The sequence below is a fragment of the Rhizobium sp. Rhizsp82 genome, from assembly GCF_047325115.1.
Lineage (GTDB): Bacteria > Pseudomonadota > Alphaproteobacteria > Rhizobiales > Rhizobiaceae > Rhizobium.
This window is the reverse complement of the sequence record NZ_CP168571.1, coordinates 1,302,356-1,322,576: the sequence shown is the minus strand read 5'-3', so window position 1 is coordinate 1,322,576 and position 20,221 is coordinate 1,302,356. Positions and strand designations below refer to the sequence as shown.

Genomic DNA, 20,221 nt, shown 5'->3' with positions numbered 1-20,221 from the left:
AAGACAGCTTTCGGTTGGCGAACACCGTTCCGGATGTCACCGAGAACTCGGCACGGCATTCAGGCTCGGAGCATCGGAAGCGCCGACGGCGGACGCTGTAAGGCTCCAAGCACCCGCAGCGCGGGCAGTATGGTTTGCCACCGTTGTCTGCCCAGCGGAAGTCAACAAACAGGCCGTAGGCGTTGTCCTCGGAGAGCGACCAGACCTTTTCGGGATCGAGATTGCGGCCATCTGGGCGCAATAGCGGATGCTGTCCGAAGCCTTCTTTCGGGTCAGGCCAGGCGCAACGGTCGTATTTCGAACCTCCGGTCTCCAGCGGAGAAGGGGTCGTAGGAATTCGGCCTCAGGATGGGAATTCGCTTCTTGAGCATGTTCAGATTTCCGTTCAATACGCGGGACATAGGCGGACGGCTCCGTCGGAAGGACGAAAGCAGAGGTCAGCGTTCTATTCGTATCGATCTAAACATGAAGGACCCATACCAGGCCCTCAAACGAGAGTCGAATGTTTTGCGTCAACAGGACTTGCCCATCTCGGAAATCCGAAACATGCTAAAACGCATAGATGGTGTTCGCGGCAGTTACGTGTCGCGTTGTAAAAGGAACGAACATGACGAAATCTTTCTCATCACCTGTGAACAAAGCCACGAGTTATCTTTTAGCGGCCGCAGCGACCTTATTCGTGCCTTTCCTTATTGCCCACGCTCTATTCGCGGTTCCCGCGCTCGTTTCGTTCGTAATGAAGTTCAACGCGTTGGTTCTCGCATTCGTGTTAGTTCTTGTTTCCTGCTACGAGACCTTCGTCGCAACAACCGAAATCGAAGTGCGCACGATGGTTATGTCTGCACTATTCACACTCGGTGCTGCAGCGGCCGCAGTAACTTACGCTGCCTTGTGCTTAAATGGCTTCGTGTTCTGATAGATGTTTGAAAAATGATCCTGAACAGGCGGCTTTAAGGCTTGAACTACCTCATTGGCCTTTCTCTTTAGCGCTATCTGATCATTTTGTGGCACTTGCTCCATAATGCCGGAATGTTGTCAGGCCACTGAACGCCAGTTGGCTGCTTCGTATCAACGAAAATCTTTGGCTCGTGTGCAAGCAGACCCTCAAGGTGCCTTTGCAGCATGGGTAGGAAGTGCATCTCAATCCAAGCCTGCACCCCTTCCTTACGGGGATAGCTCAAAAATACGTCCCACTCGTACGACAATCAAATATCTCGCCAACCGTCATGCAACTTAAGATCCATCCTTTCGTGACAAAAACCTGGTCGGAGCGCAATCGGAAAATGCGTCGCGCGGTTCTTGTCGGGACATCCGCTGCATTGTTTCCAGCGGGGAGGGCACGGTAATTATAAGGGCGTGAACAAAGTGGGGAGAGTAGCGATCTGAATAATCTGTCGCAAATCGCCCGGAATTCGATTTCTTATGCTCGGAAACGGGCGGGGAAACGCCTTCGGTAGCATTTACGAAGCCAACCTTCCCAGCAGCAGGTCAAACGAAGTCCTGTTTGGATCGCCTGAAGCGCCGAGCCTCACTTCAGATGTGCAGCTCCTGCTTCAGGATGGTTAGATCTTCCAGAAGCTGGTCGCCCATTTCCATTGTGTAAATTTTTGTGATTTTTCCTTGGTTCTGCCTGTGAATAATTTTCTTGAGGTCAGAAAGTCTTGCTTTCCAGGTCAACCCATCTGTGATGAACAAAAATGGACAGTCGTGGCGTTTGGCATCAATAATAGCGTCGAGGTCACCGATGATGTCCGTCATCTTCGAGCCTGTCGCGCCATATCCCTTGGATTCAATAACGATCCGTGGGGTGGCTCGATCAGGAATTGCAACGTCGCATTTTGCGATCTTTCCATCTACCCCAGAAAAACTACAGCGAGTTTCGTAAGCCGCCGCGCCAAAAACCTGCTGAACAATCTTCTCAGCGAAATCTTCCAAACCCCGGCCACGCTTCTGTCCTTGAATGGCCGATCCGCGTCCAGATCGGAGACGCTCGGCAAGGATGTCACTCCAAACAGGCTTATAATTGATCGTGTTAGCCATTGCGTCCAAAACGCCAAGAGACAGCAGGGCCCTTACGAAAACGTCTGGCTCCTTGGCATATCGCTTAGCACCGATTCCATCATTGCCGAGAATCGACCGCAGACGCTCAGTCATGCTGTCTTTTGATAAGGCAAGAAAAAGGCGTACGCACAGAATTCCTTGTTCAAAATCCTCGTTGAGTAGCGTTTCGAGATCGGTGGCATCATAGGACGATTTCGCGGGGATCGCCTTCAGTCGCGCGATTGCAGAGGCGGCCACGTCATCCATCCAATCGACGTCCAGTGGGCTCAGAGTGGCGACCAGATCATCTAAATTTTGTTGAACTACCTGCATCACTGACCTACGACGAGATATTCGAGCACCGACGCCCTCTCGACATTCTTATGTGTCCCGAAGTGGTATCGGTGCGGCTTCTCAAATACCCGGACGTCTCGCTTGTACTTTCGCATTAGTCGCTCAAGCTCCGCGAGATCAGGGAAGCCATTGGAGCTGTAGGAGAGCACAATAATGCTCTTCTGGAATTTCGAGAACATTCGATCGAATGCATCAACAGCCGTCTTCCGATAGCTGAATGGGGTGTATTTCTTCGCGATCTTTTTGACTTTGGTCGACTCATCTATCGGCATGCCCTCCCAGTAGGCCGAAAGCCCCTCCAAGAAATGGTAGCGCTTCACATAGCAATTATCATCCGATCGGGGGACGTACGGCGGATCGAGGTACACGAGGTCGATCTTTCGATCGCTCGCATCGAATACATCGCCCTGCGAGGCAGCGTTGCGGCGACCGTTGTCAAATACGGCGTTGTTATAAACTTCTATCTGCTCAAGAAAATGTTCTTCGAGGGATAGTCGCAGATCGCGCCTACCGTCGTCATAGTGGTCGAGATTCCCGGAAATGGTGAAGACGCCTCTGGGCTGCCTTTTTAGACACGATCGGAACAGAGCCGCGTATGCCAACGCTTTCTCGTGGCGGCCTTCGAGCCGTCTGATGTTTCCCGAAATTCTGTCCAAAAACTGGAGATCGTCCCTAGTATAGAAGACGTCAGCGAACGTGGTCTCAATAAAGCTGGCGTCTGGCGGCGTTGGGTCAATCAGCCGCTTTATGGCCTTCCCGTCGAGCCGGACATTGTTGTTTTCGATGGTTGCAGTGGCAACCAAGCTGGTGAAGTTGAGGAAGTCAGACGCGACGACCCGCTTTCCCATTGATTTCAACAAATATCCTACGCTGCCCGTCCCGGAAAACGGGTCCATCGCGCTGTCAAAATCGAGAGTATTGAATATCTCAAAAATCCACGGCAACAAACGCTTCTTCGATCCCATGTACCGTAGTTCCGGATAAAGCCCTGCCTGCGCCGGCAACCCCGCTCCCTTGACGGGAACGAGGGGTACAACGTTGTCGAAATCAGAAGTAGCTGGTACGGCAGATTCTCTCATAGGGATATGGTAGCTTCGCGGCGGAGCAAGTGTAAAGACCTCGTAATCTCGCGTCTCTGAGATGCCCAATTCGCACCGCCCAAGTTTGTCACATAGTCTAAGCACAACTACCAACGATACGATCGGGGCGTCTGCAATTGACGACAGGCATATCGGCCTTAGCCGCGTGGACAGCGATCTCGCGATACCGAGGCCTCTCCTGCGGCGATCGCAAGCTCAGGTTGGGAATTCCGTTGCGCAGTTCGTAATCAACCAGGCTCATCTCAGGAAAGTGAGGTTACTGGTACGGCAAGATGCAGTTTTGACAAATGAACAAAAAGGGAACATAGTTGTGTCGGGCGTGCTATGAGCTGACGGTACCTCGTGCTGGCGCACAATTTCTTGTTTATCGTGCCCCGGTAACGTGTCGGAATGTGCGTGGCTTATGATAGCGTCTGGCGCGGAACTGGGTTGAAGAAGATTCGTTCATCTTCATTCGTGAAACCGTTAGGGCGATCGCGAAACGGGCGATATAGGGTGCATTGGATGATGAAAGCGGGGCTATAGAATGCAGATTGTTAGTGCAGAGCAATTTGTGAGAGGCTTGTTGGCAGCGCTCAGCCTAGAAGGTAAGACGACCATCCACCTGGATGACCCTCGGTTAGACGAGCAGTTTGCGAAGGCATATGACGAGTTACTGGACAATGCCGAAGCGCTTGGAGTTGTCCCAGACTTCGTGATCGCGCCCGATCCCCATCACGGTGACAGCACAGCACTGCGCGATGCTCTTTTGGCGGTCAGGGATTTGAAGGACATCGAACTGCACAATCCGAAATTCGTTCGTGCAACCATTCCTGATGATAAGGCAAGAGCTCTCAGGACTTTGAAGGAAAGCCGCATCCCCGACGATGCACTCACCCGGATGGCTCGGAAATATCTTTCTGAGGTGGCGCATTAATACATGAGCGCCTTGGAGGAGGTCGCCAGAGCGGTCGCGGCGAAATATCTCGGGCCGTACATATCCAGGGTGGCAGAGAGTGCGAAGCACAACATCTCCCCCAAGCAAATTCACGACCGCGTGTGGGGCACTATTGTCCTCACCCCGTTAGAGATCTCTCTGGTGGATAGTCCACTCATTCAGCGACTGCGGTATCTGAGGCAGTTGGGAGTTGCTCAATGGGTATATCCCTCCGCAGGTCATACGAGATTCGAGCACTCTCTTGGGGTGCTTCACCAGACGCATCAGCTGATTACAGCGATTAATCAGGCCTCCGTCACCAAGCATAACAGGGCGATCATCTCCAACGAACTTACCGTGGTTTTGCGCACGGCTGCGCTGATGCATGACGTGGGTCATCCAGTGCTGTCTCACGTTTCTGAGTATGCCTTGGAGGTAAATCCTCAGGCTTATCTTGAGCTCACCCGGCAGCGGAAAACCTTTGGAGCGGGCGCAAAGCTGAGCGAAATTGTCGCTGCGCTAGTCGTGCGATCGCCGGAGTTCACAGAGGTTCTAACAAGGATTTTCGACGCTCACTCTGCAGCGTCGTTACCAACACATCCGTGGCGGGGCAAGGTTGATGAGTTTGTCGACAAGGTCGCAAAATGCATACTAGGTCAGTCGATCTCGAATGAGATACCGCTACTCCATGAACTTATCTCCGGGCCATTCGACGCCGATAAGCTAGACTATATGGTCAGAGATGCGTCGATGGCGGGAATTCCAGGGATTATTGATATTTCTCGTCTGGTTCAAAAGGTGACGGTACGACGGGTTCAGCCAGTTGAACTTCCCAATAGGCTGGCTAAGACGATCGCTGCTGGCGTCCACGAGGTATTTTTGATCGGCTTTCCTTGGAGCGGACTGTCGGTTGTCGACGAGCTCCTGCTTACAAAGATGATTTTGTTTTCGAAACTCTATCAGCATCCCAAAGTGGTAGCGATCGAGGCGATGATTTGGGCGATTGTAAACAGCCTCTCAAAGGTTATCGGTCACGAAAAGCTAATCTCGTTCGTTTACGACATTTTAGATGACGAGCTGGTGCTGTCGAACGACGACGCCCTCCGCCAACGCCTGTCTTTGCCAGCAAGGGGTGAAAATCATGCGGCAGATGTGGCTGTCTCACAGTCCATTGACATTCTTTCCCGTCTAAGGGAGCGAAACCTATTTGTGAGGTCGTTCGCGTTCTCGCCGCATAATCCGTCGGGAATTGCTGACGTCAATTCACCCGCAATGGACGCGATGGTCGATCTTGTCAAACGCCTTAACGACCGTGATGCGTCAGCACATATGCACGGCCGCGTGGTTGAAGAGACGATCGCGGTGTGCCGGTATCTCGGGGTGAACGTATCGGACGATTACGTCCGATCAATGATCGTAATACGCAAGAAGATGGTGCCGTCACAGGAAGAGCTTCGCCGCGCCTATATTTTCCCGTCACAAGGAGCCCCAAAGACCTTTGGTGAAACGGGGATCCATAAGGATGCGTGGAGCAGCTCGTTCGAGTCTGCAGCGCCCAAGGGTTATATTTTTTCACCAAGGGAGATATCGCCGTACGTGTTCGTGGCAACCGAGGCTGTCATTGCGGAAGAGTTCGGAATTGCGGTTCCCGAGTGGCTCATGGAAGAGGCGAAGCAGTCAATTGGAGGAATCCGCGAGGTCAAATTGAAACTCCGCGAACTTGGCTATTATAAAGGAAGGCCTAGCGCCATCCGCCCAGTGCAGGAGCGGGTGCGGCGGGCGGACGTGGAAAAGGTCGTCGGTGAATTTGCTGATCGTTTCTCGAGCATCCAAGCAAAAATGGAGAAGCTCACCGGGGAGATTGAATCGCATGGCGGTTCAGCCGTAATGCGACGACGGGCCCAGGCTTGGCTTGATCAGTTTGCGCCGGAGTATATTGAGCCGGCACTGGACCTGCTGTCGCGGGCACGACTGCTAGGTCGCGATGACGTGGCAGCGGCATTGCGAGATTTTCTCGATAATTACCCAGCGTTCAAAAGTGCTTCAGTTGTTGGCTTGAGCCAAGGCAATGAAAGCTCGCAAATCGTTCAATACTATGCGGCCGATGTGTCGACAGATCTTCAATTTTTCCCTTCCTTGCAAGACGCCGCGCGTGCTAATCGAGATCAGCCAATCCTGTTTTTAGACGATTTTTGCGCTTCGGGAGGACAGATAAGTAATCTCCTTGGAGCGTGGTTTGATAACGCTAAGCTTAAGAAGTCATCGATTAAGGAGCAGCGACGATTGGCGCTGGAACCCGAGCGAGATTATCTCCGGAAGCACGAAGTTGGGTTTTGCTTCGTGGCGGCGTGGCGTGATGGTTTGGAAAGCGTGCAGTTCGCTCTCAAGGAAATCGGCCTGCAAGGGATCGTCTACTCCCACCTCCACGACGAGGACATACCAGTCGCCTTCGACGACCGTTACATCGAGCCAGAGGTTCTAGGACCGTTTCGCGAATATTGTCAGAAAGTCGGCCTTCAGCTTCTAAAGAATGAGCCCGATTGGGACGACAAGAAGCGGAAGGACAGGGCGTGCGGTTACGGAAACCGGGGGCTTTTACTGTTTTTCCCTTATAATTCGCCAGCGCAAAGCTTGACCTGTATATGGAGTTCTGGCGAGGTTGAGGGGGAGACGTGGCAGGCACTGATTCCGCGCCGAAAAAAGGTCACGTCTTGAGTTTTGGTGACCACTATGGCGGCATTTGCAATGCCGCCACCTTCGCACAGAGTTTTGGCCTCCTACCGAGGGATTACGTGCAGCATCCCTTCATGAGGGAAATGTCACTTATTAGATCACGGCATCTGTAGCCACTATCGTTCCCCCAGTCACGGATGCGAACTTACCGTTTGCGGAGATGACAAAGCGTAAGGCCCACACTCGATCCAACGGCAGTTGACTGAGCAGCGAAGGTCCAGCCTCCTCGTCAGGCCGGACCCTCCTGATGCCGCCTTGCAACAGAAGCGCGGCGGCAAGCTGTTAGAGAAATGCGCGGGCGTGGTCAACTCACTCGGTTTCATTTCCATGTGAGCAAAGGAGGCGGTAGCTGCATGAGCTATTGCATGAAGCTCAGGTCCAGAAACTGCCTTGTAATGTTCGTGAGCACCGACACCAATCCCCAAGAGAGAAAGGTTGCGGAAATGGCGGCGACATATGAAAACACAGTATGGTTTCGCAGGATCTCAAACTTTTCATTTGTCGCATTTATCACATAGCGCCCGAAGAAAAGCAGGTACCAAAATAACGCGATCCAGGCCGCACAATAAATGACCCAAAGCGCTAAGCTGCCGGTCTTTTCGGCCACCTTCTCAAGTGCCGCTAGAATAACCACTCCCTCGACGGTGGAGAAAACAACTTCGCGAAATCGCGCCGCGTTCTCGAACCCTTCTTTGAAGTGCTCAGCGGTCTCATGTGGTGCTTGCTTATAAAGACGACGGAAAACCTGTAGTACGCCCATCTGGTCCTCCACGGCCATAATATCGAAACCTGGCGCGAAAGCGTTGCGGTCACTAGCGACAGATTTAGCGTGCAAGATCCTCGGTGAAGGCTCTGCGCCCACTAAGGCTCTTCTTCTTATTGGAAACGGGCGCTCAACCCTAAGGGAGCGCCCGTTTGTTGCGGCTCGCGGCAAAAGCCAAATCATGACAGGCCGCTTGCTTGAAGCCGCAGCTAAAGTACGCTGACCGAGTCGGCAACTAATGTTTCGTCATTGCAGCTATGCAAAAAGCGGGACCGATACTGCAATGCGTGGGCGCTCCTTTTCGACATCTTACGACACGGTCGCATGACGCGCGGAGGCAGCAATTTTGTCGCTGTTAACGCCCGCCTGGTAAAGGATCGGCCGCGTATTTGAAAGCGGACTCTGCTCATGACGACACGGTATACGATTGCGATCGGTGACATTCACGGAATGTGCGGTCTAATGAACTCCCTGCTGTCAGAACTAACAAGACGCTTCTCAGCTACCAAAGCGCGTTTCATTTTCCTGGGAGACCTAGTCGATCGAGGCATGGCAGGCAGCAAAACAATGGACGCTCTCGTAGAATTTTTCGAATATCGGCCGGCATCAGCGCTCATTTTAGGAAACCATGACGAATATCTACTCAAATGTTTCCAAGGCACGCTCGACGTTAACGAGGGCCGCAAGTGGCTTTGGAATGGTGGTGACACAACCCTCGCATCGTACGGCTTTCATGATCGGTTCACGATTACAGAACTGAAAAGCACCTTGAACAAGAGCGATCCAAGTCATCGGCTGTTGTTGGAAAGGGCTGTGCCAATGGTACTCACTGACCGGTACTGCTTCGTCCACGCAGGTATCGATCCGAATGTCCCACTTGACCAGCAGGATGGACGCACAACCCGATGGATACGGGATGGGTTTCTCGATTATCCCGATCTGTTTGAAAAAGTGGTGGTCCATGGTCATTCGATTACCCAGACGGGTCTACCCGAAGTGCGGCCTAATCGGATAGCGATCGACACTGGATCATATCAGACCGGCAGAATAAGCGCCGCAGTATTTGAAGAAGACGACCTTGCTGGTTTCATCTGTGCCGAACAGATCGGGACCGAGATTCGATTGCGTTCCTTCAATGCATCTGTGCGCGAAGCAGAGCTTGAGCTTTGAAATGCAGGCTCGTGCGTCGGGAGCCCTACGGAACTAGGAACAGCAACGTAACTTTCTGGCACGTTGCCCGCACTGATGCAGTGACGAAAGCGCAAGGAATCAGAACTGAGCCATCCGTATAAGCTGCCGGATGAATGGAATTGTTCAGATTGCCGGACTGGCAAGCATTCATTTTGGCTTTATGCGTCTGCGGGGTAGCGCTCCCTCCGGCATCTCTTCTTAGAGTGGGGTGTCCCCGCTCTCTTCTGAAATAGCGATACTCTCGACCAATTCGACAACCGCTATGCGGACTCTCGGATCCCTTATCCTGACGAATGCTCGGTTGAGCGCAATACCGTCGCTCATGCCCATGAGGTGCTGTATTCCTTCGATCACGCCAATCACGCCTGGCTCAATTGTTTCCTCGCCGAAGAAGGTGGCAGGCGTTGTTCCCAGGATTTTGGCTATGCCTTGTAAACGAGCTGGTCCGACGCGGTTGCTCCCGTTCTCGTACTTTTGGACCTGCTGAAAGGAAATCCCGAGACCGTCTGCGAGCGCCGATAAGGTCACCCCCAGAACTGTCCGACGAGCACGTATCCTCGCGCCGACAGCGATGTCTAGTGGTGATGGAATCCGCTGTCTTGGCGTCATTGCAGAGTCTTTCGGTGGCGGCAAACGACACACTCAAGCACGCAACGACACCGACGGCGATCCGCTTCAATTAGGGGATTTAAAAAGCATAATTTTTGTTGGCGTCATATGTTGTTTGGTTCCGGAGTCGATCCGATGCTTACGAATCTCAATGATGAAGCCGATCTCGGAGGCGCTGTGTGCGCTGCTAAGAATCGAGGGTCCTTGGAAGACACTCAAATGTCGTCCGGCGATCGTAAGGCATTTTTTGGTAGGTTTGCTGCATGGTTCACTTGTGACATCGAGTAAGTTGCCCGGTGGTCTGATACCCGCCATTATCGATCTTGGTGCGCGGATGGGTGTGAGCACTGGAATTGCGTGGATGTTGTCGTCGTGAGGATGTATCTCATTGCCATTTCAACGCCCACAGTCTGCGCAGGCCAGTCGTCGCTTCTCGGAGGGTGCGTGATGCGAGCAAGCGTGCCACCTTCGCCGTGAATTCTTTGCTGGCAAGCGCGGGAGGATAGAGCGGCGGCCTTGTGAGGTTCTTGACTTCCAAGACTTACGGAACTGAAGCACTGTTTGTATCGGAGGGCGATATGAGATTTACAATTGCTATTGGGGACATTCACGGGATGTGGCGTATTGCCAAGGGTCTTCTGGCCGATTTGACGGCCCGCTATCCCGAGAACGACAGTCGCTTTATTTTTCTCGGTGATCTCGTTGATCGTGGGGGTGCGAATGCGCGTGCCATCACTGATTTGTGCGAGTTCTTCAAAGCCAGGCCGGAGTCTGTGTTGATCCTTGGCAATCACGACGAATACCTATTGAAATGCCTTCAGGGGACTCTAACCTACGTCGAGCTTAAGCAATGGATCTCGAATGGCGGTTACGACACATTGGCATCGTACGGGTATCATGGCGAGTACGATCTCAAGGGAATGCAAAGAGATATCAACCGCGCCGTTCCGGACCATAAGCCGTTTCTTGAGCGAGCTGTCTCGATGTTCCATACCGAGCGCCACTGCTTTGTGCACGCGGGCGTCGATCCCGGCCAGCCTCTAAATCAACAGGACGACCGCTCCTTAAGGTGGATCCGAGAAAGGTTTTTGGATTATCCGGGACCTTTTGAGAAGGTGATCGTCCACGGCCATTCGATCACGAAGTCCGGATGGCCAGAAGTTCACCCCCACCGCGTTGCTATTGATACGGGCTCGTATCGTACGGGGCGTATCAGCGCGGCCGTTTTCGATAACGACGTATTGGCAGACTTTGTGTGTGCTGAACAGGTGGCATCTCAGGTCGTGTGCAGGTACTTCGATGCCGCGATGGTCGAAATTGCGCCAATGGATAATACAGAGAGGCCTACCATCGAAAGCCTTTCCACAAGCGCTGGGTAGAGAACTGAGCCGCCGTCGAAAGCGCCGCATTAAATGCTCGCCCCTGCCTAAAAACAGGGTCGCACGCAAACTTCTCGACGACTTTCTCGGCCGAAATCTCTTCTTGGAGCGGTATGACGCCGATGCTTATCCGAGCGCCAACCTTCACCGCTTCGCCGAAATAGCACTTGTTCATATCGGCCCAACCCTGCTCGTCGCACACGAAGGTAAGCTCGATGGATGGCTTGCCGTCCGAGGCGATCTCTCGCATGTACACACCTTCGATACGTCCGCCGCGAACATCATCGAGTTGCAAGATTGGATCTCGATCGAAAAAGATGTAGGAAACTGATGGCGGCACGTCTTCGAACCCCAGGGTCGCGTTGCCACGGCTATCAAAGTTGACGTGAGTCGAGTAGGTCGTCTCGCCGTCGATGCGCCAGTCCGCTATCAAGCGTTCCAAGTGGCGCAAGCGCTGGTTCTGCGTCGCGAAGTCAGCTGGGGCGGCGCCCTGCAACTCCCGTTCAAGAAAATCGTTGCTGGCGTTAGCGTTGACCGCGCGGTCAGTTATTCCTGGGACCAGGTTCTCCAGTCGGTCGAACTGGCGGCGAAATGCGATTGGGTATCGGTAGGGGTGGGCGATTGTCACGGCTGTTACTCCTGATGGCTGCTAGGAGTCTCGACGGCGGCGTTGCAAGGAAGAAGAGGGCGTGGCGGCTTAGAGCACGGTGACTGCGATGATGTGTCAAATCTTCTGGACGACGGAAGTTCCGGGTATCAAAAGTTTTTCGTGTAGATCCCGACGTAGTGTTCCAATCGTTGGACTTCGCGCCGACAGTGGTGGAGATGAGCCTGCGGCTCTGGGGTCGGTATCAGTCCGATCTTGCCTAAGACGCAAATTTGCGCACGCTGCATCGTGATCGAGACCAGTCATCTTTTATGAAAATGGCCGCCCATTGGTGTGGGCGGCCATAGGAGTCTCGATGGCGCGTCTTGTAAAGCCCAGCCGTCCACCATAGTCCGCACCCGTCAAACTTGGCTTGATGGCTTCCGAGGATTAGCCCTCATTTGACGGGGGCGCGTAACGACGAAGGGGCCGCCGCAGCAGCGGCCCCTTCGTCGGATTACTGGATGACCTGCACGACCTTACGGGTCTGCGGCTCGACGATTACGCGCTGCTGACCCATCACGACGTAACCGTAGCGCGGATTTTCCGGGACCGGCGTCACGACCACGTCCGCAGGCAAGGCCGCTCCTACCGCGACCGGTTGCTGGACAACGACCGTCTGCTGTGGGATCGGTGCCTGCTGAACGTAGGTAACAACCTCACGCGGCGGGGGATCAATAACCGCGCCGGTGATCGCACCAGCGACACCGCCGACGGCCGCGCCTACCGGGCCGCCGACGATCGCACCCGTGGCGGCGCCGCCGACCAATCCGGTGACCGCGCCGTCGGCATATGCGGAAGCCGCGAACGAACAGGCGATAGCGGCGGTTGCAATTATGATCTTCTTTATGTCTGTCTCCTCATTTTGATGGACAGGAGAAATCGCCGGTGCGAATTTTGTTCCACTCAGATGTCGGCGCCCGAGCCGACATCCAGGAAGCGTACACCGATCTATCGCGGGGTTTCACGGCGTCGGAACGGTCGTATCGGTCGGCCACTTCGATGCAGAACGAGTACATCGGAATTGAGAAGCTCGACGAGCAGCACCTTCACGAGCCGATTGCGTCGAGCAGATCCCTTCGCTAGGGCAGACATTGAGCGCCTTGCCGGATTTGCTCAAAGAAGAGCATCGAGGCATTGGCAGGCATTTGAAAATCGGTCTCTTGGTCGAGACAGGCCACCTCCACCGCATCGCGAATGCGCCAAGAATTAGGCTCCGTAGCGACGACTGTCGCGGATAGGCTTTGGCATAGTCAGCCAAGCCAACCAGCCGGAGATCGTGGCTCGTTCGATCCCTTCGCTCCGCTTTACACATTCTCGGGGAGGCTTTGTCATGTCTAGCAATGTCGCGGGAATTATTTTCTACAGCTCCGCGCGGCAAACGACACCCCTTAGATGCGCCATCGACACTGCCGCGCTAACCTTCGGACATTCCCGCAAACAAAAGAGGCACCTCGCTCGAAGGTGCTTTTCTTAGTCAGTTCGCCATAGGAATGATTCCGTTCAGCCATCCGAGTCAAGTTCGCTGGCCGACTTGCTTTTGTCGTTCAGTCCGTCGAAGCGATGATCGAACTCATCCTCGGCGTTCAGCGTCTTTCCCTTGAAGCTACCGGCCGCCTGCAGAATATCGATCGTCTCCTGCTGACGCGGAATGATGTCGCCTTTCCATGCAGGAATATACGATCTCTTTTCCGACTTGGTTACCGCCTCGGCGTCTTCGGGGCTCAGCCTCTGGTCCTTGATGAGATATTGAGACTTCCAGACGTCCTTATGATCGTTCTTCCAAAGCGAGGCGCGGTACCAGTGAACCACAAAGTCCCTGATGGCAGCCGCCTGCGCCGGATCGTCGAGCGCGACCTTACTGGCGTAGATGATCTTCAGGTTCTTGTTGGCATCCCCGCCATTGTCGAGTTCCTTCGCACCCGACCCGGCTACTGACTTCAGGTAGCGGGCGCGGTCCGGCTGCTTGAGGACCGCGGCGTCGATCTGCCCTGCACGCAGCGCGTCCGCGAATTCGGCGAGGCCGAGGTTGACCGGCGTGATGTCCTCCGGCTTCAGGCCGGCAGCCTTCAGATCGCGGAAGACGATCGCCTGCTGGGCGGTGCCCGGATTGATACCGACCTTCTTTCCCTTGAGGTCCTTGAGCTCGCCAATGCCGGAGTCCGGTGCGGTGGCGACGATGGTGGTTGGCCCCTCGGTTACCACCACGCCGACGATGACGACGTTTGCGTCGGAGAAGTGGGCAAGAATCGGAGGAACGTCGCCAACGGCGCCGATCTGCGCGGCGCCTGCCCGGATCGCTTCGAGCCGCAAAGGGCCGCTCGTGAAGTTCGCAAAGCTGACGTCGGCGGCGAGCTTGTCATACTCTCCGGAAAGCTTCAGGAGGCTTGCTGCGTTGTTCGCGTCATCGGCCAGCACGATCTTTGTGCCGGGCGGCACCTTAGTCGGCAGAGACCCGTCCTCTCCAAAAGCGACGGTGGCGGCGAAAAGGGAGACGAGGGCGGCGACGCCTGCTGTATGTGTCTTGCGCATTGTGGTGCCTCTCAGTGGTTTTGATTGGGATCTTCGGTCACGCCGAGCTGTCCCAGGATTTCGGTTCGAAGCTCGTCGAAGCGCGTGGGAGACGACCTGGCGTCGCCGACCTGCTCTTCGTAAGAGACGAGGCCGTCGGTAATGATCACCACGCGGTCGGCCAGTCGGAGCGCTTCCTCCACGTCGTGCGTGACGAAGAGCACGGCGGGCTGACGGCGCCGAACCAGATCGAGGAGCAGTCGCTGCATGCGGATGCGGGTGAGGGCGTCCAATGCGCTGAACGGCTCGTCCGCAAGGATGAGGTCGGGGTTTCGCACCAGCGACCGGGCGAGGGCAACCCTCTGCTGCTCGCCGCCGGAAAGCGTTTTCGGCCAGACGCCCGTCCTATGTTGCAGCTCGACTTCCTCGAGAGCCTTCAGGGCTTTGGCCTTCGCATCCGTGCCTTCGAGACCCAGGGTCACGTTGTCGACCACCTTCTTCCAAGGCAACAGTCGCGAGTCCTGGAAGAGAACGGACCGCCTGTCCGGTACGGTGATCCGACCCAAGCCGTCGGCGTCCTCGTCCAGGCCGGCGACGGCTCGCAGGATCGTGCTTTTTCCCGATCCGCTCTTGCCGAGCAGGGCAACGAACTCGCCTTGCCGGACCTGGAGATCGACGCCACGGAGGACTTCGTTGCCGCCGAAGCGTCGGACCAACCGCTCGACGCGAACGGTGACGTCGCGCTTGAGCGCCGGGCTACCTGGGACACGCGCCGTTACCGCCATGACAGAACCTTCCGTTCGACGTAGCGGACGATGGCGTCCGAGGTGAAGCCGAGCACGCCGTAGATGACGAGGCCTAGGAGCACAAGCTCGGTCTGTCCGTAGGTGCGGGCCTGCGTGATCATGAAGCCGACTCCGCTCGTGGCGTTGACGGTCTCCACCACGACCAGTGCCGTCCACGCAGCCGTGACGCCCAGACGCAGACCTGTGAAGAAGCCGGGAAGGGACGCCGGGACGACGATGTCGCGCAGGAACTTGGACCTCGACAGAGACACGGTCTGTCCAAGCTCCACAAACCGGCGGTCGATGCTGGTGAGCGCCGCATGCATGTTGATGTAGATCGGGATCATGACGCCAAGTGCGATAATGACGATCTTCATGGACTCGCCGATGCCGAGCCAGATGATGAACAGTGGGATCAATGCCAGGTTAGGGATCGCCCGCTTTACCTGGACGTTGCCGTCGATAATGGAGTCTCCCAGCCGAGACAGGCCCGACAGCACCGCAAGGAGGGAACCCGCAGCAATACCAATAGCGATCCCAAGTCCCGTTCTTTGGAGTGAGATCGCCAGATCAGTCGCTAGCGTTCCGTCGTTGATCGTTCCAAGGAACGCCTCGTAGACCGCGATTGGTCCTGGCAGCTTGCCGGGCGATATCCATCCCAGCGAGGTGGAGATCCACCACGCCGCCAGAACGAGCACAGGCCCCAGGGCGCGTTGGCCGAAGATGTTCTGACGAGGCAGCAGTCTCCTGGTACGAGACTTCGCCGCCGCCTTTTGCCGCCCCGACTCTCGGCTAGGGCTCAAATACGAAACGAGTGTCATTCGGAGGCTCCGTCATTCGGCCGCAGCGACGAACCCGCGCGTCGCGCGGGTGACGTTGGGGCGGTCGAGACCGAGATGGTCGCGAAGCGTCGTTCCCTCGTAGTCCGTCCTGAAAATCCCGCGCTTCTGAAGGATTGGAACGACGTTCTCGACGAACGCCTCTAGCGATGTTGGGAGGGCGGGCGGAATGAGATTGAAGCCGTCGGCGGCGCCATTCTCGAACCAGTGCACGATCGTGTCGGCGATTTGCTCCGGAGTACCGGTCGCAATACGGTGACCGCGGCCGGCGCTGAGGCGACGCAGGAGCTGCCGGAGCGTGATGGTCTCGGTCGACGTAAGGTGGTGCACGAGGTCATGTCGGCTTCTCATGTCGCTAGCCACTTCGCTTCGAGCAGGGATACGCACCACGTCGTCGAGGCCATGCGACGAGTAGTCGATTCCGGTAACGCGCTGAAGCTGGGCAAGGCCATATGTGGGAAGCGTCAGGTTTTCGAATGTCTCCTGCAGCTTCTTCGCCTCTTCTTCCGTTCCGCCGATAAACGTGGATAGGCCAGGGAGGATGTGGACCTTGTCGGGATCGCGGCCGAAGCCCCGTACCCGCGCTTTGACATCGGCATAAAAGGCTTGCGCCTCGTCCAGGACTGGCTGTGCTGTAAAGATGGCTTCGGCGTAGCGGGCGGCCAGGTCTTTGCCCGGCTCGGACGAGCCGGCCTGGAAGACCACCGGACGCCCCTGTGGGGAGCGTGGCACTTCGAGAGGACCGGCGACGTCAAAATGCTTTCCGTGGTGGTCCAGACGATGGATGCCGTCTGGGTCGACGAACGTGCCGCCTTCCTTGTCACCGACGATTGCGTCGTCGTCCCAGCTATCCCAGAGCCGGTTCACCACGTCGAGAAACTCTGCCGCTCTCTCGTAGCGGGCGTCTGGATCGGGATGATAACCAAGACTGAAGTTCGCAGCGGCGGCGGCATTCGCAGTCGTCACCGCGTTCCAGGCAGCGCGTCCTTTGCTGACATGGTCGAGCGTGGCGAAACGCCGGGCGAGGCCGTAGGGATCGTTGTAGGTCGTCGACGCCGTCGCAACGAGACCGATCCGCTGCGTCACGCCGGAGAGGGCCGCGATCAGGGTGAAGGGATCTAGCGAGTCCCATGGACGATCCTGGGCGCGGTCCTTCAGAACCGGATGGTCAGCGAAGAAGATGGCGTCGAGCTTGCCCTTCTCGGCGATCCTTGCGAGGTTCTGATAGTGGGCGATGTCGGTGACTGCGGAGATCCGTGTCTCGGGGAGCCGCCAAGCGGCTTCGTGCTGACCGACATTGCGAAGGAATGCATTGAGGTGAAGCTGACGGCTCTTTGACATATTTGCCTCCTATCGATCATTTATTGTCTATAGATTTAATCGGCTAATCGAGGTGCATATTTTTCGAAATGACGCGGCATGATAGTAAAATCGTCTCAAGGAGCCTCCCAACGGGAACTTAGAGGCTTTCGGGCTTATACCGCATATGGCGGTCACGGAGGGGACATCAGGTGGTTCGCGATGCCGACGTTGTTGGCGAGGACGATAGCGCTTCCGGATTCGTACGCCATGATCGCTGCCATTGCCGCGAGTCGTGTTCCGGCTGTCTTGCCTCGAAAAGAGTCTTTGTGCGACGCCAAGGCAATCACACTAAAAAGGGAAATCCACGTGGACCCGCAGATCTGGACTTAGAACGAGATAACCCTTGCGGTTATAGCCACCGGCGTGTTGTGGCCATTTTTCGCGAAATCAACGAGGCGGCCAGGGGAAGTTGGCGGAAGCAACGGGAGGTTCAGTATCTCTGTGTTAGCGCGGCGGTGGCGCTTGAGGCGTTTGTCCTGGAATGTGGCAAGCGGACTGAGATGATGGAGGCAGGCTATCGCCAGCGGGGAGCCGTGGGCTCAATATCAGTGCAATCGGTCCATCGACGTCGATGTCCTCGACCCACTCCTGCATAGATCGGCGACCGTCGATGGGGATCCGACGAAGACTGGACCGAATCCGCCGACGCCGACCCAATAAGCCATTTGGCGGACAGTCGATTCTTTGTTGGGACCTGCCGCCAGTGGTCAAGGGACACATTCCCTTGAAGCGGAGTTGGAAGGAACCTTTGGCGGCATGGCATGAAGTCGAATCGCCGCTATCCCTCGGTTTCGCGAACAGCGCTCGCCCGAGCCTGATCGTGGCTGGGGTCACAGTTCGGCGTCATAAGCTCGCTCTGGCTCCGTGGGCCTATTAAGCGTTCGCCTTTCAACTTTGGGCTTCCATTTCCGAAATGGCCCGATTTAGGTCAGACTGGAGGACTTTGGGTCAAATTGATTGGCTCCCAACACCTCTTCCGGGATATCGTCGAAGGAAGCGTAATTGAGATTGTAGAGCCGTGAATAGAGCTTGCCGTTCTTCATCAGCTGATTGTGATTGCCGCTCTCGATGAGTTCGCCGTTCTGCAGCACGATGATGCGGTCGGCTTCGCGGATGGTGGCAAGGCGGTGGGCGATGACGAGGCCGGTGCGGTTTTCGAGAAGCTTTACCAGCGCTTTCTGGATCAGCATCTCGGTGTAGCTGTCGATATTGGCGGTGGCTTCGTCGAGAACGAGGATCTTTGCGTCGGCCACCAGCGCGCGGGCGAAGGAGAGCAGTTGGCGCTGCCCAAGCGACAGGTTGCCGCCGCGCTCGCCGAGCATGCTGTCATAGCCCTGCGGCAGCCGCATGATGAAATCATGGGCGCCGACGGCCTTGGCCGCCTCGATCACCTGTTCGCGGGTGGCCTTGGTCTTGTGATAGCGGATGTTTTCGAAGACGGTGCCGGTGAAGAGGAACGGCTCCTGCAGCACCATGGCGATCTGGTCGCCGAGCGAATCCTGCGTCAGCGCGCGCACGTCATGGCCGCCGACGACGACCTGGCCTTGCTGCACATCGTAGAAACGGTGGATCAGCGACATGCAGCTGGATTTGCCGGAGCCGGTCGGCCCGACCAGCGCGACTGTTTCCCCCGGATTGACCCGGAAGCTGACATGCTTCAGCACCGGATGCTTCGGATTGTAGCCGAAGACGACGTCGCGGAATTCCACCGAACCGTCCATGTCCTTCGACAGCGCCTTGGCGTCAGGCGCATCCTTGATATCGACAGGCACGTCGAGCACTTCGGTCAGCCGCTGGCCCGATGCCATGGCGCGCTGCATGACCGAATATTGCAGCGTCAGCGAGCGGATCGGGTCGAAGAAGCGCTGGATGTAGAAGAGGAAGGCGACGAGCACGCCGACATCGAGCGCCTGGTTGAGCACCCGCGCGCCGCCGACGACGATGACCAGCGCCATGGCCACGCCCGTCAGGCTGTCGACGATCGGCACCATGACCTGCGCGTAACGCGCTGCCGTCAGGTGGGTCAGCAGGTTAGCATGCGCCTTGTCGTCATAGAGGGTGAAGTTGACGCCCTGGCGGTCCATGCTCTGGACGGCGCGGACACCATGAATGGCCTCGGCGAGCGCACCGGCCGCCACCGAATTCGTCTCATGCGCTGCCATGAAGGATTTGCGGGCGAGCGGCAGCCAGAACAGGCGCACGACAAAGAGCACGGGGAGGACGGAGAGCGTCAGCAGACCGAGCTTGAAGTCGAGATAGAGCATCACGAAGACGATGCCGAAGAGCAGGGCGATGTCGCCGACCGAGAGAACCGAGGTTTCCAGGAATTCCTGCATCGAGTTGACGTCGCCCTGCAGGCGCGACATCAGGCGGCCGACTTCGGTCTTGTCCATGAAGGAGAGCGAGACGCGCTGCAGATGTGAGAACATCGCCTTGCGCATGTCGAAGAGCACATTCTCCGCGACGCCGCCGACCAGCGTCTCCTGCGCATAGCTTGCGGCATAGTTGACGAGGATGGCGCAGAGGAAGGCGACGATCGCCCAGGTCAGCGCCGAGGAATTGCTGCCCGGCTGCATGCCGTGGTCGATGGCATAGCGGATGATCAGCGGGATTGTCAGCTGCATTGCCGTGAAGGTGAGCACGGCGACGACAGACCAGACGATCTTGTCGCGATAAGGATGGACGAACGCCCAGATGCGCTTGACGATATTGCCGTCGAAGGCCTTGCCGAACATCTCCTCCTCGACACGATGCGACCCGACCACCGCCCGCGGCGGCCGCCTGCCGTCTTCGCGCGGATCCGGACGCTCGGTTTCCATCTCCTCGGCCATGTCATTCCTCCCACGGCCATTTAGGCCCCGTATTTGTTTTATTTGGCCGCCGCCAACGCAGTGGTGCCTGTGGCCCCTTCATCCGACCCTTCGGGCCACCTTCTCCCCAACGGGGAGAAGGTGGCGGCAGCCGGATGAGGGGGCTGCACGGCACGCCCTCAA

General features: G+C 56.4%; 16 protein-coding genes and 1 pseudogene. 5 read left to right on the top strand and 12 right to left on the bottom strand.

Translation table 11 applies throughout. From position 1 onward, the window contains the following. Nucleotides 1-109: 109 nt before the first annotated feature. Nucleotides 110-241: pseudogene (locus ACEN84_RS30290) on the bottom strand (hypothetical protein); the annotation flags it as partial. 366 nt (nucleotides 242-607) lie between these two features. Between ACEN84_RS30290 and ACEN84_RS30285 the strand changes: the two are divergent. Continuing rightward, complete coding sequence (locus ACEN84_RS30285; protein ID WP_413711642.1) at nucleotides 608-916, top strand: hypothetical protein; 309 nt, start codon at nucleotides 608-610, stop codon at nucleotides 914-916. A gap of 617 nt (nucleotides 917-1,533) precedes the next feature. Here the strand turns inward: ACEN84_RS30285 and ACEN84_RS30280 are convergent. Next, nucleotides 1,534-2,373 carry a DpnII family type II restriction endonuclease gene (locus ACEN84_RS30280; protein WP_413711641.1) on the bottom strand — a complete coding sequence of 280 codons (840 nt, stop codon included), beginning with the start codon at nucleotides 2,371-2,373 and terminating at the stop codon, nucleotides 1,534-1,536. Next, the gene (locus tag ACEN84_RS30275; RefSeq protein WP_413711640.1) at nucleotides 2,373-3,542 is read right to left on the bottom strand and encodes a DNA adenine methylase; all 1,170 of its coding nucleotides are present in this window, start codon (nucleotides 3,540-3,542) and stop codon (nucleotides 2,373-2,375) included. Before ACEN84_RS30275 ends, ACEN84_RS30280 begins: the two co-directional genes overlap by 1 nt. 478 nt (nucleotides 3,543-4,020) lie before the next feature. On the opposite strand from ACEN84_RS30275, the gene ACEN84_RS30270 reads away from it, so the two are divergent. Both ACEN84_RS30270 and ACEN84_RS30265 read left to right on the top strand, forming a co-directional pair. Then, on the top strand, nucleotides 4,021-4,410 hold the full coding sequence (locus ACEN84_RS30270; RefSeq protein ID WP_413711639.1) for a hypothetical protein: 390 nt from the start codon (nucleotides 4,021-4,023) through the stop codon (nucleotides 4,408-4,410). Nucleotides 4,411-4,413: 3 nt separating this feature from the next. Beyond that, nucleotides 4,414-7,125, top strand: a complete 2,712-nt coding sequence (locus ACEN84_RS30265; RefSeq protein WP_413711638.1) for an HD domain-containing protein — start codon at nucleotides 4,414-4,416, stop codon at nucleotides 7,123-7,125. A gap of 376 nt (nucleotides 7,126-7,501) precedes the next feature. On the opposite strand, the gene ACEN84_RS30260 is transcribed toward ACEN84_RS30265, so the two are convergent. Next, on the bottom strand, nucleotides 7,502-7,903 hold the full coding sequence (locus tag ACEN84_RS30260) for a hypothetical protein (protein WP_413711637.1): 402 nt from the start codon (nucleotides 7,901-7,903) through the stop codon (nucleotides 7,502-7,504). A 465-nt stretch (nucleotides 7,904-8,368) separates the two neighbouring features. On the opposite strand from ACEN84_RS30260, the gene ACEN84_RS30255 reads away from it, so the two are divergent. Then, a complete protein-coding gene (locus ACEN84_RS30255; RefSeq protein ID WP_413711636.1) occupies nucleotides 8,369-9,076 on the top strand; it encodes a metallophosphoesterase in 708 nt (235 codons plus the stop codon). Between the two features lie 219 nt (nucleotides 9,077-9,295). Here ACEN84_RS30255 and ACEN84_RS30250 read toward each other — a convergent pair whose 3' ends face one another. Next, on the bottom strand, nucleotides 9,296-9,706 hold the full coding sequence (locus ACEN84_RS30250) for a helix-turn-helix domain-containing protein (protein ID WP_413711635.1): 411 nt from the start codon (nucleotides 9,704-9,706) through the stop codon (nucleotides 9,296-9,298). A gap of 578 nt (nucleotides 9,707-10,284) precedes the next feature. Here ACEN84_RS30250 and ACEN84_RS30245 point away from each other — a divergent pair. After that, a complete protein-coding gene (locus ACEN84_RS30245; RefSeq protein ID WP_413711634.1) occupies nucleotides 10,285-11,085 on the top strand; it encodes a metallophosphoesterase in 801 nt (266 codons plus the stop codon). Here the strand turns inward: ACEN84_RS30245 and ACEN84_RS30240 are convergent. From ACEN84_RS30240 to ACEN84_RS30210, 7 genes are all read right to left on the bottom strand, one after another. Beyond that, complete coding sequence (locus ACEN84_RS30240) at nucleotides 11,051-11,713, bottom strand: hypothetical protein (protein WP_413711633.1); 663 nt, start codon at nucleotides 11,711-11,713, stop codon at nucleotides 11,051-11,053. The two genes, ACEN84_RS30245 and ACEN84_RS30240, sit on opposite strands and share 35 nt — an antisense overlap. A 475-nt stretch (nucleotides 11,714-12,188) precedes the next feature. Further along, a complete protein-coding gene (locus ACEN84_RS30235; protein ID WP_413712522.1) occupies nucleotides 12,189-12,581 on the bottom strand; it encodes a DUF1236 domain-containing protein in 393 nt (130 codons plus the stop codon). A 653-nt stretch (nucleotides 12,582-13,234) separates the two neighbouring features. Further along, complete coding sequence (locus tag ACEN84_RS30230) at nucleotides 13,235-14,263, bottom strand: ABC transporter substrate-binding protein (protein WP_413711632.1); 1,029 nt, start codon at nucleotides 14,261-14,263, stop codon at nucleotides 13,235-13,237. Between the two features lie 11 nt (nucleotides 14,264-14,274). Further along, nucleotides 14,275-15,027, bottom strand: coding sequence for an ABC transporter ATP-binding protein (locus tag ACEN84_RS30225; protein WP_413711631.1), 753 nt, complete (start codon nucleotides 15,025-15,027; stop codon nucleotides 14,275-14,277). Beyond that, on the bottom strand, nucleotides 15,018-15,848 hold the full coding sequence (locus tag ACEN84_RS30220; protein ID WP_413711630.1) for an ABC transporter permease: 831 nt from the start codon (nucleotides 15,846-15,848) through the stop codon (nucleotides 15,018-15,020). Before ACEN84_RS30220 ends, ACEN84_RS30225 begins: the two co-directional genes overlap by 10 nt. A gap of 12 nt (nucleotides 15,849-15,860) precedes the next feature. Beyond that, nucleotides 15,861-17,207 (bottom strand): LLM class flavin-dependent oxidoreductase, encoded by a 1,347-nt coding sequence (locus ACEN84_RS30215; protein WP_413711629.1) that lies wholly within the window; start codon nucleotides 17,205-17,207, stop codon nucleotides 15,861-15,863. Between the two features lie 944 nt (nucleotides 17,208-18,151). Continuing rightward, nucleotides 18,152-20,059 (bottom strand): ABC transporter ATP-binding protein, encoded by a 1,908-nt coding sequence (locus ACEN84_RS30210; protein ID WP_413711628.1) that lies wholly within the window; start codon nucleotides 20,057-20,059, stop codon nucleotides 18,152-18,154. Between the last annotated feature and the right edge of the window lie 162 nt (nucleotides 20,060-20,221).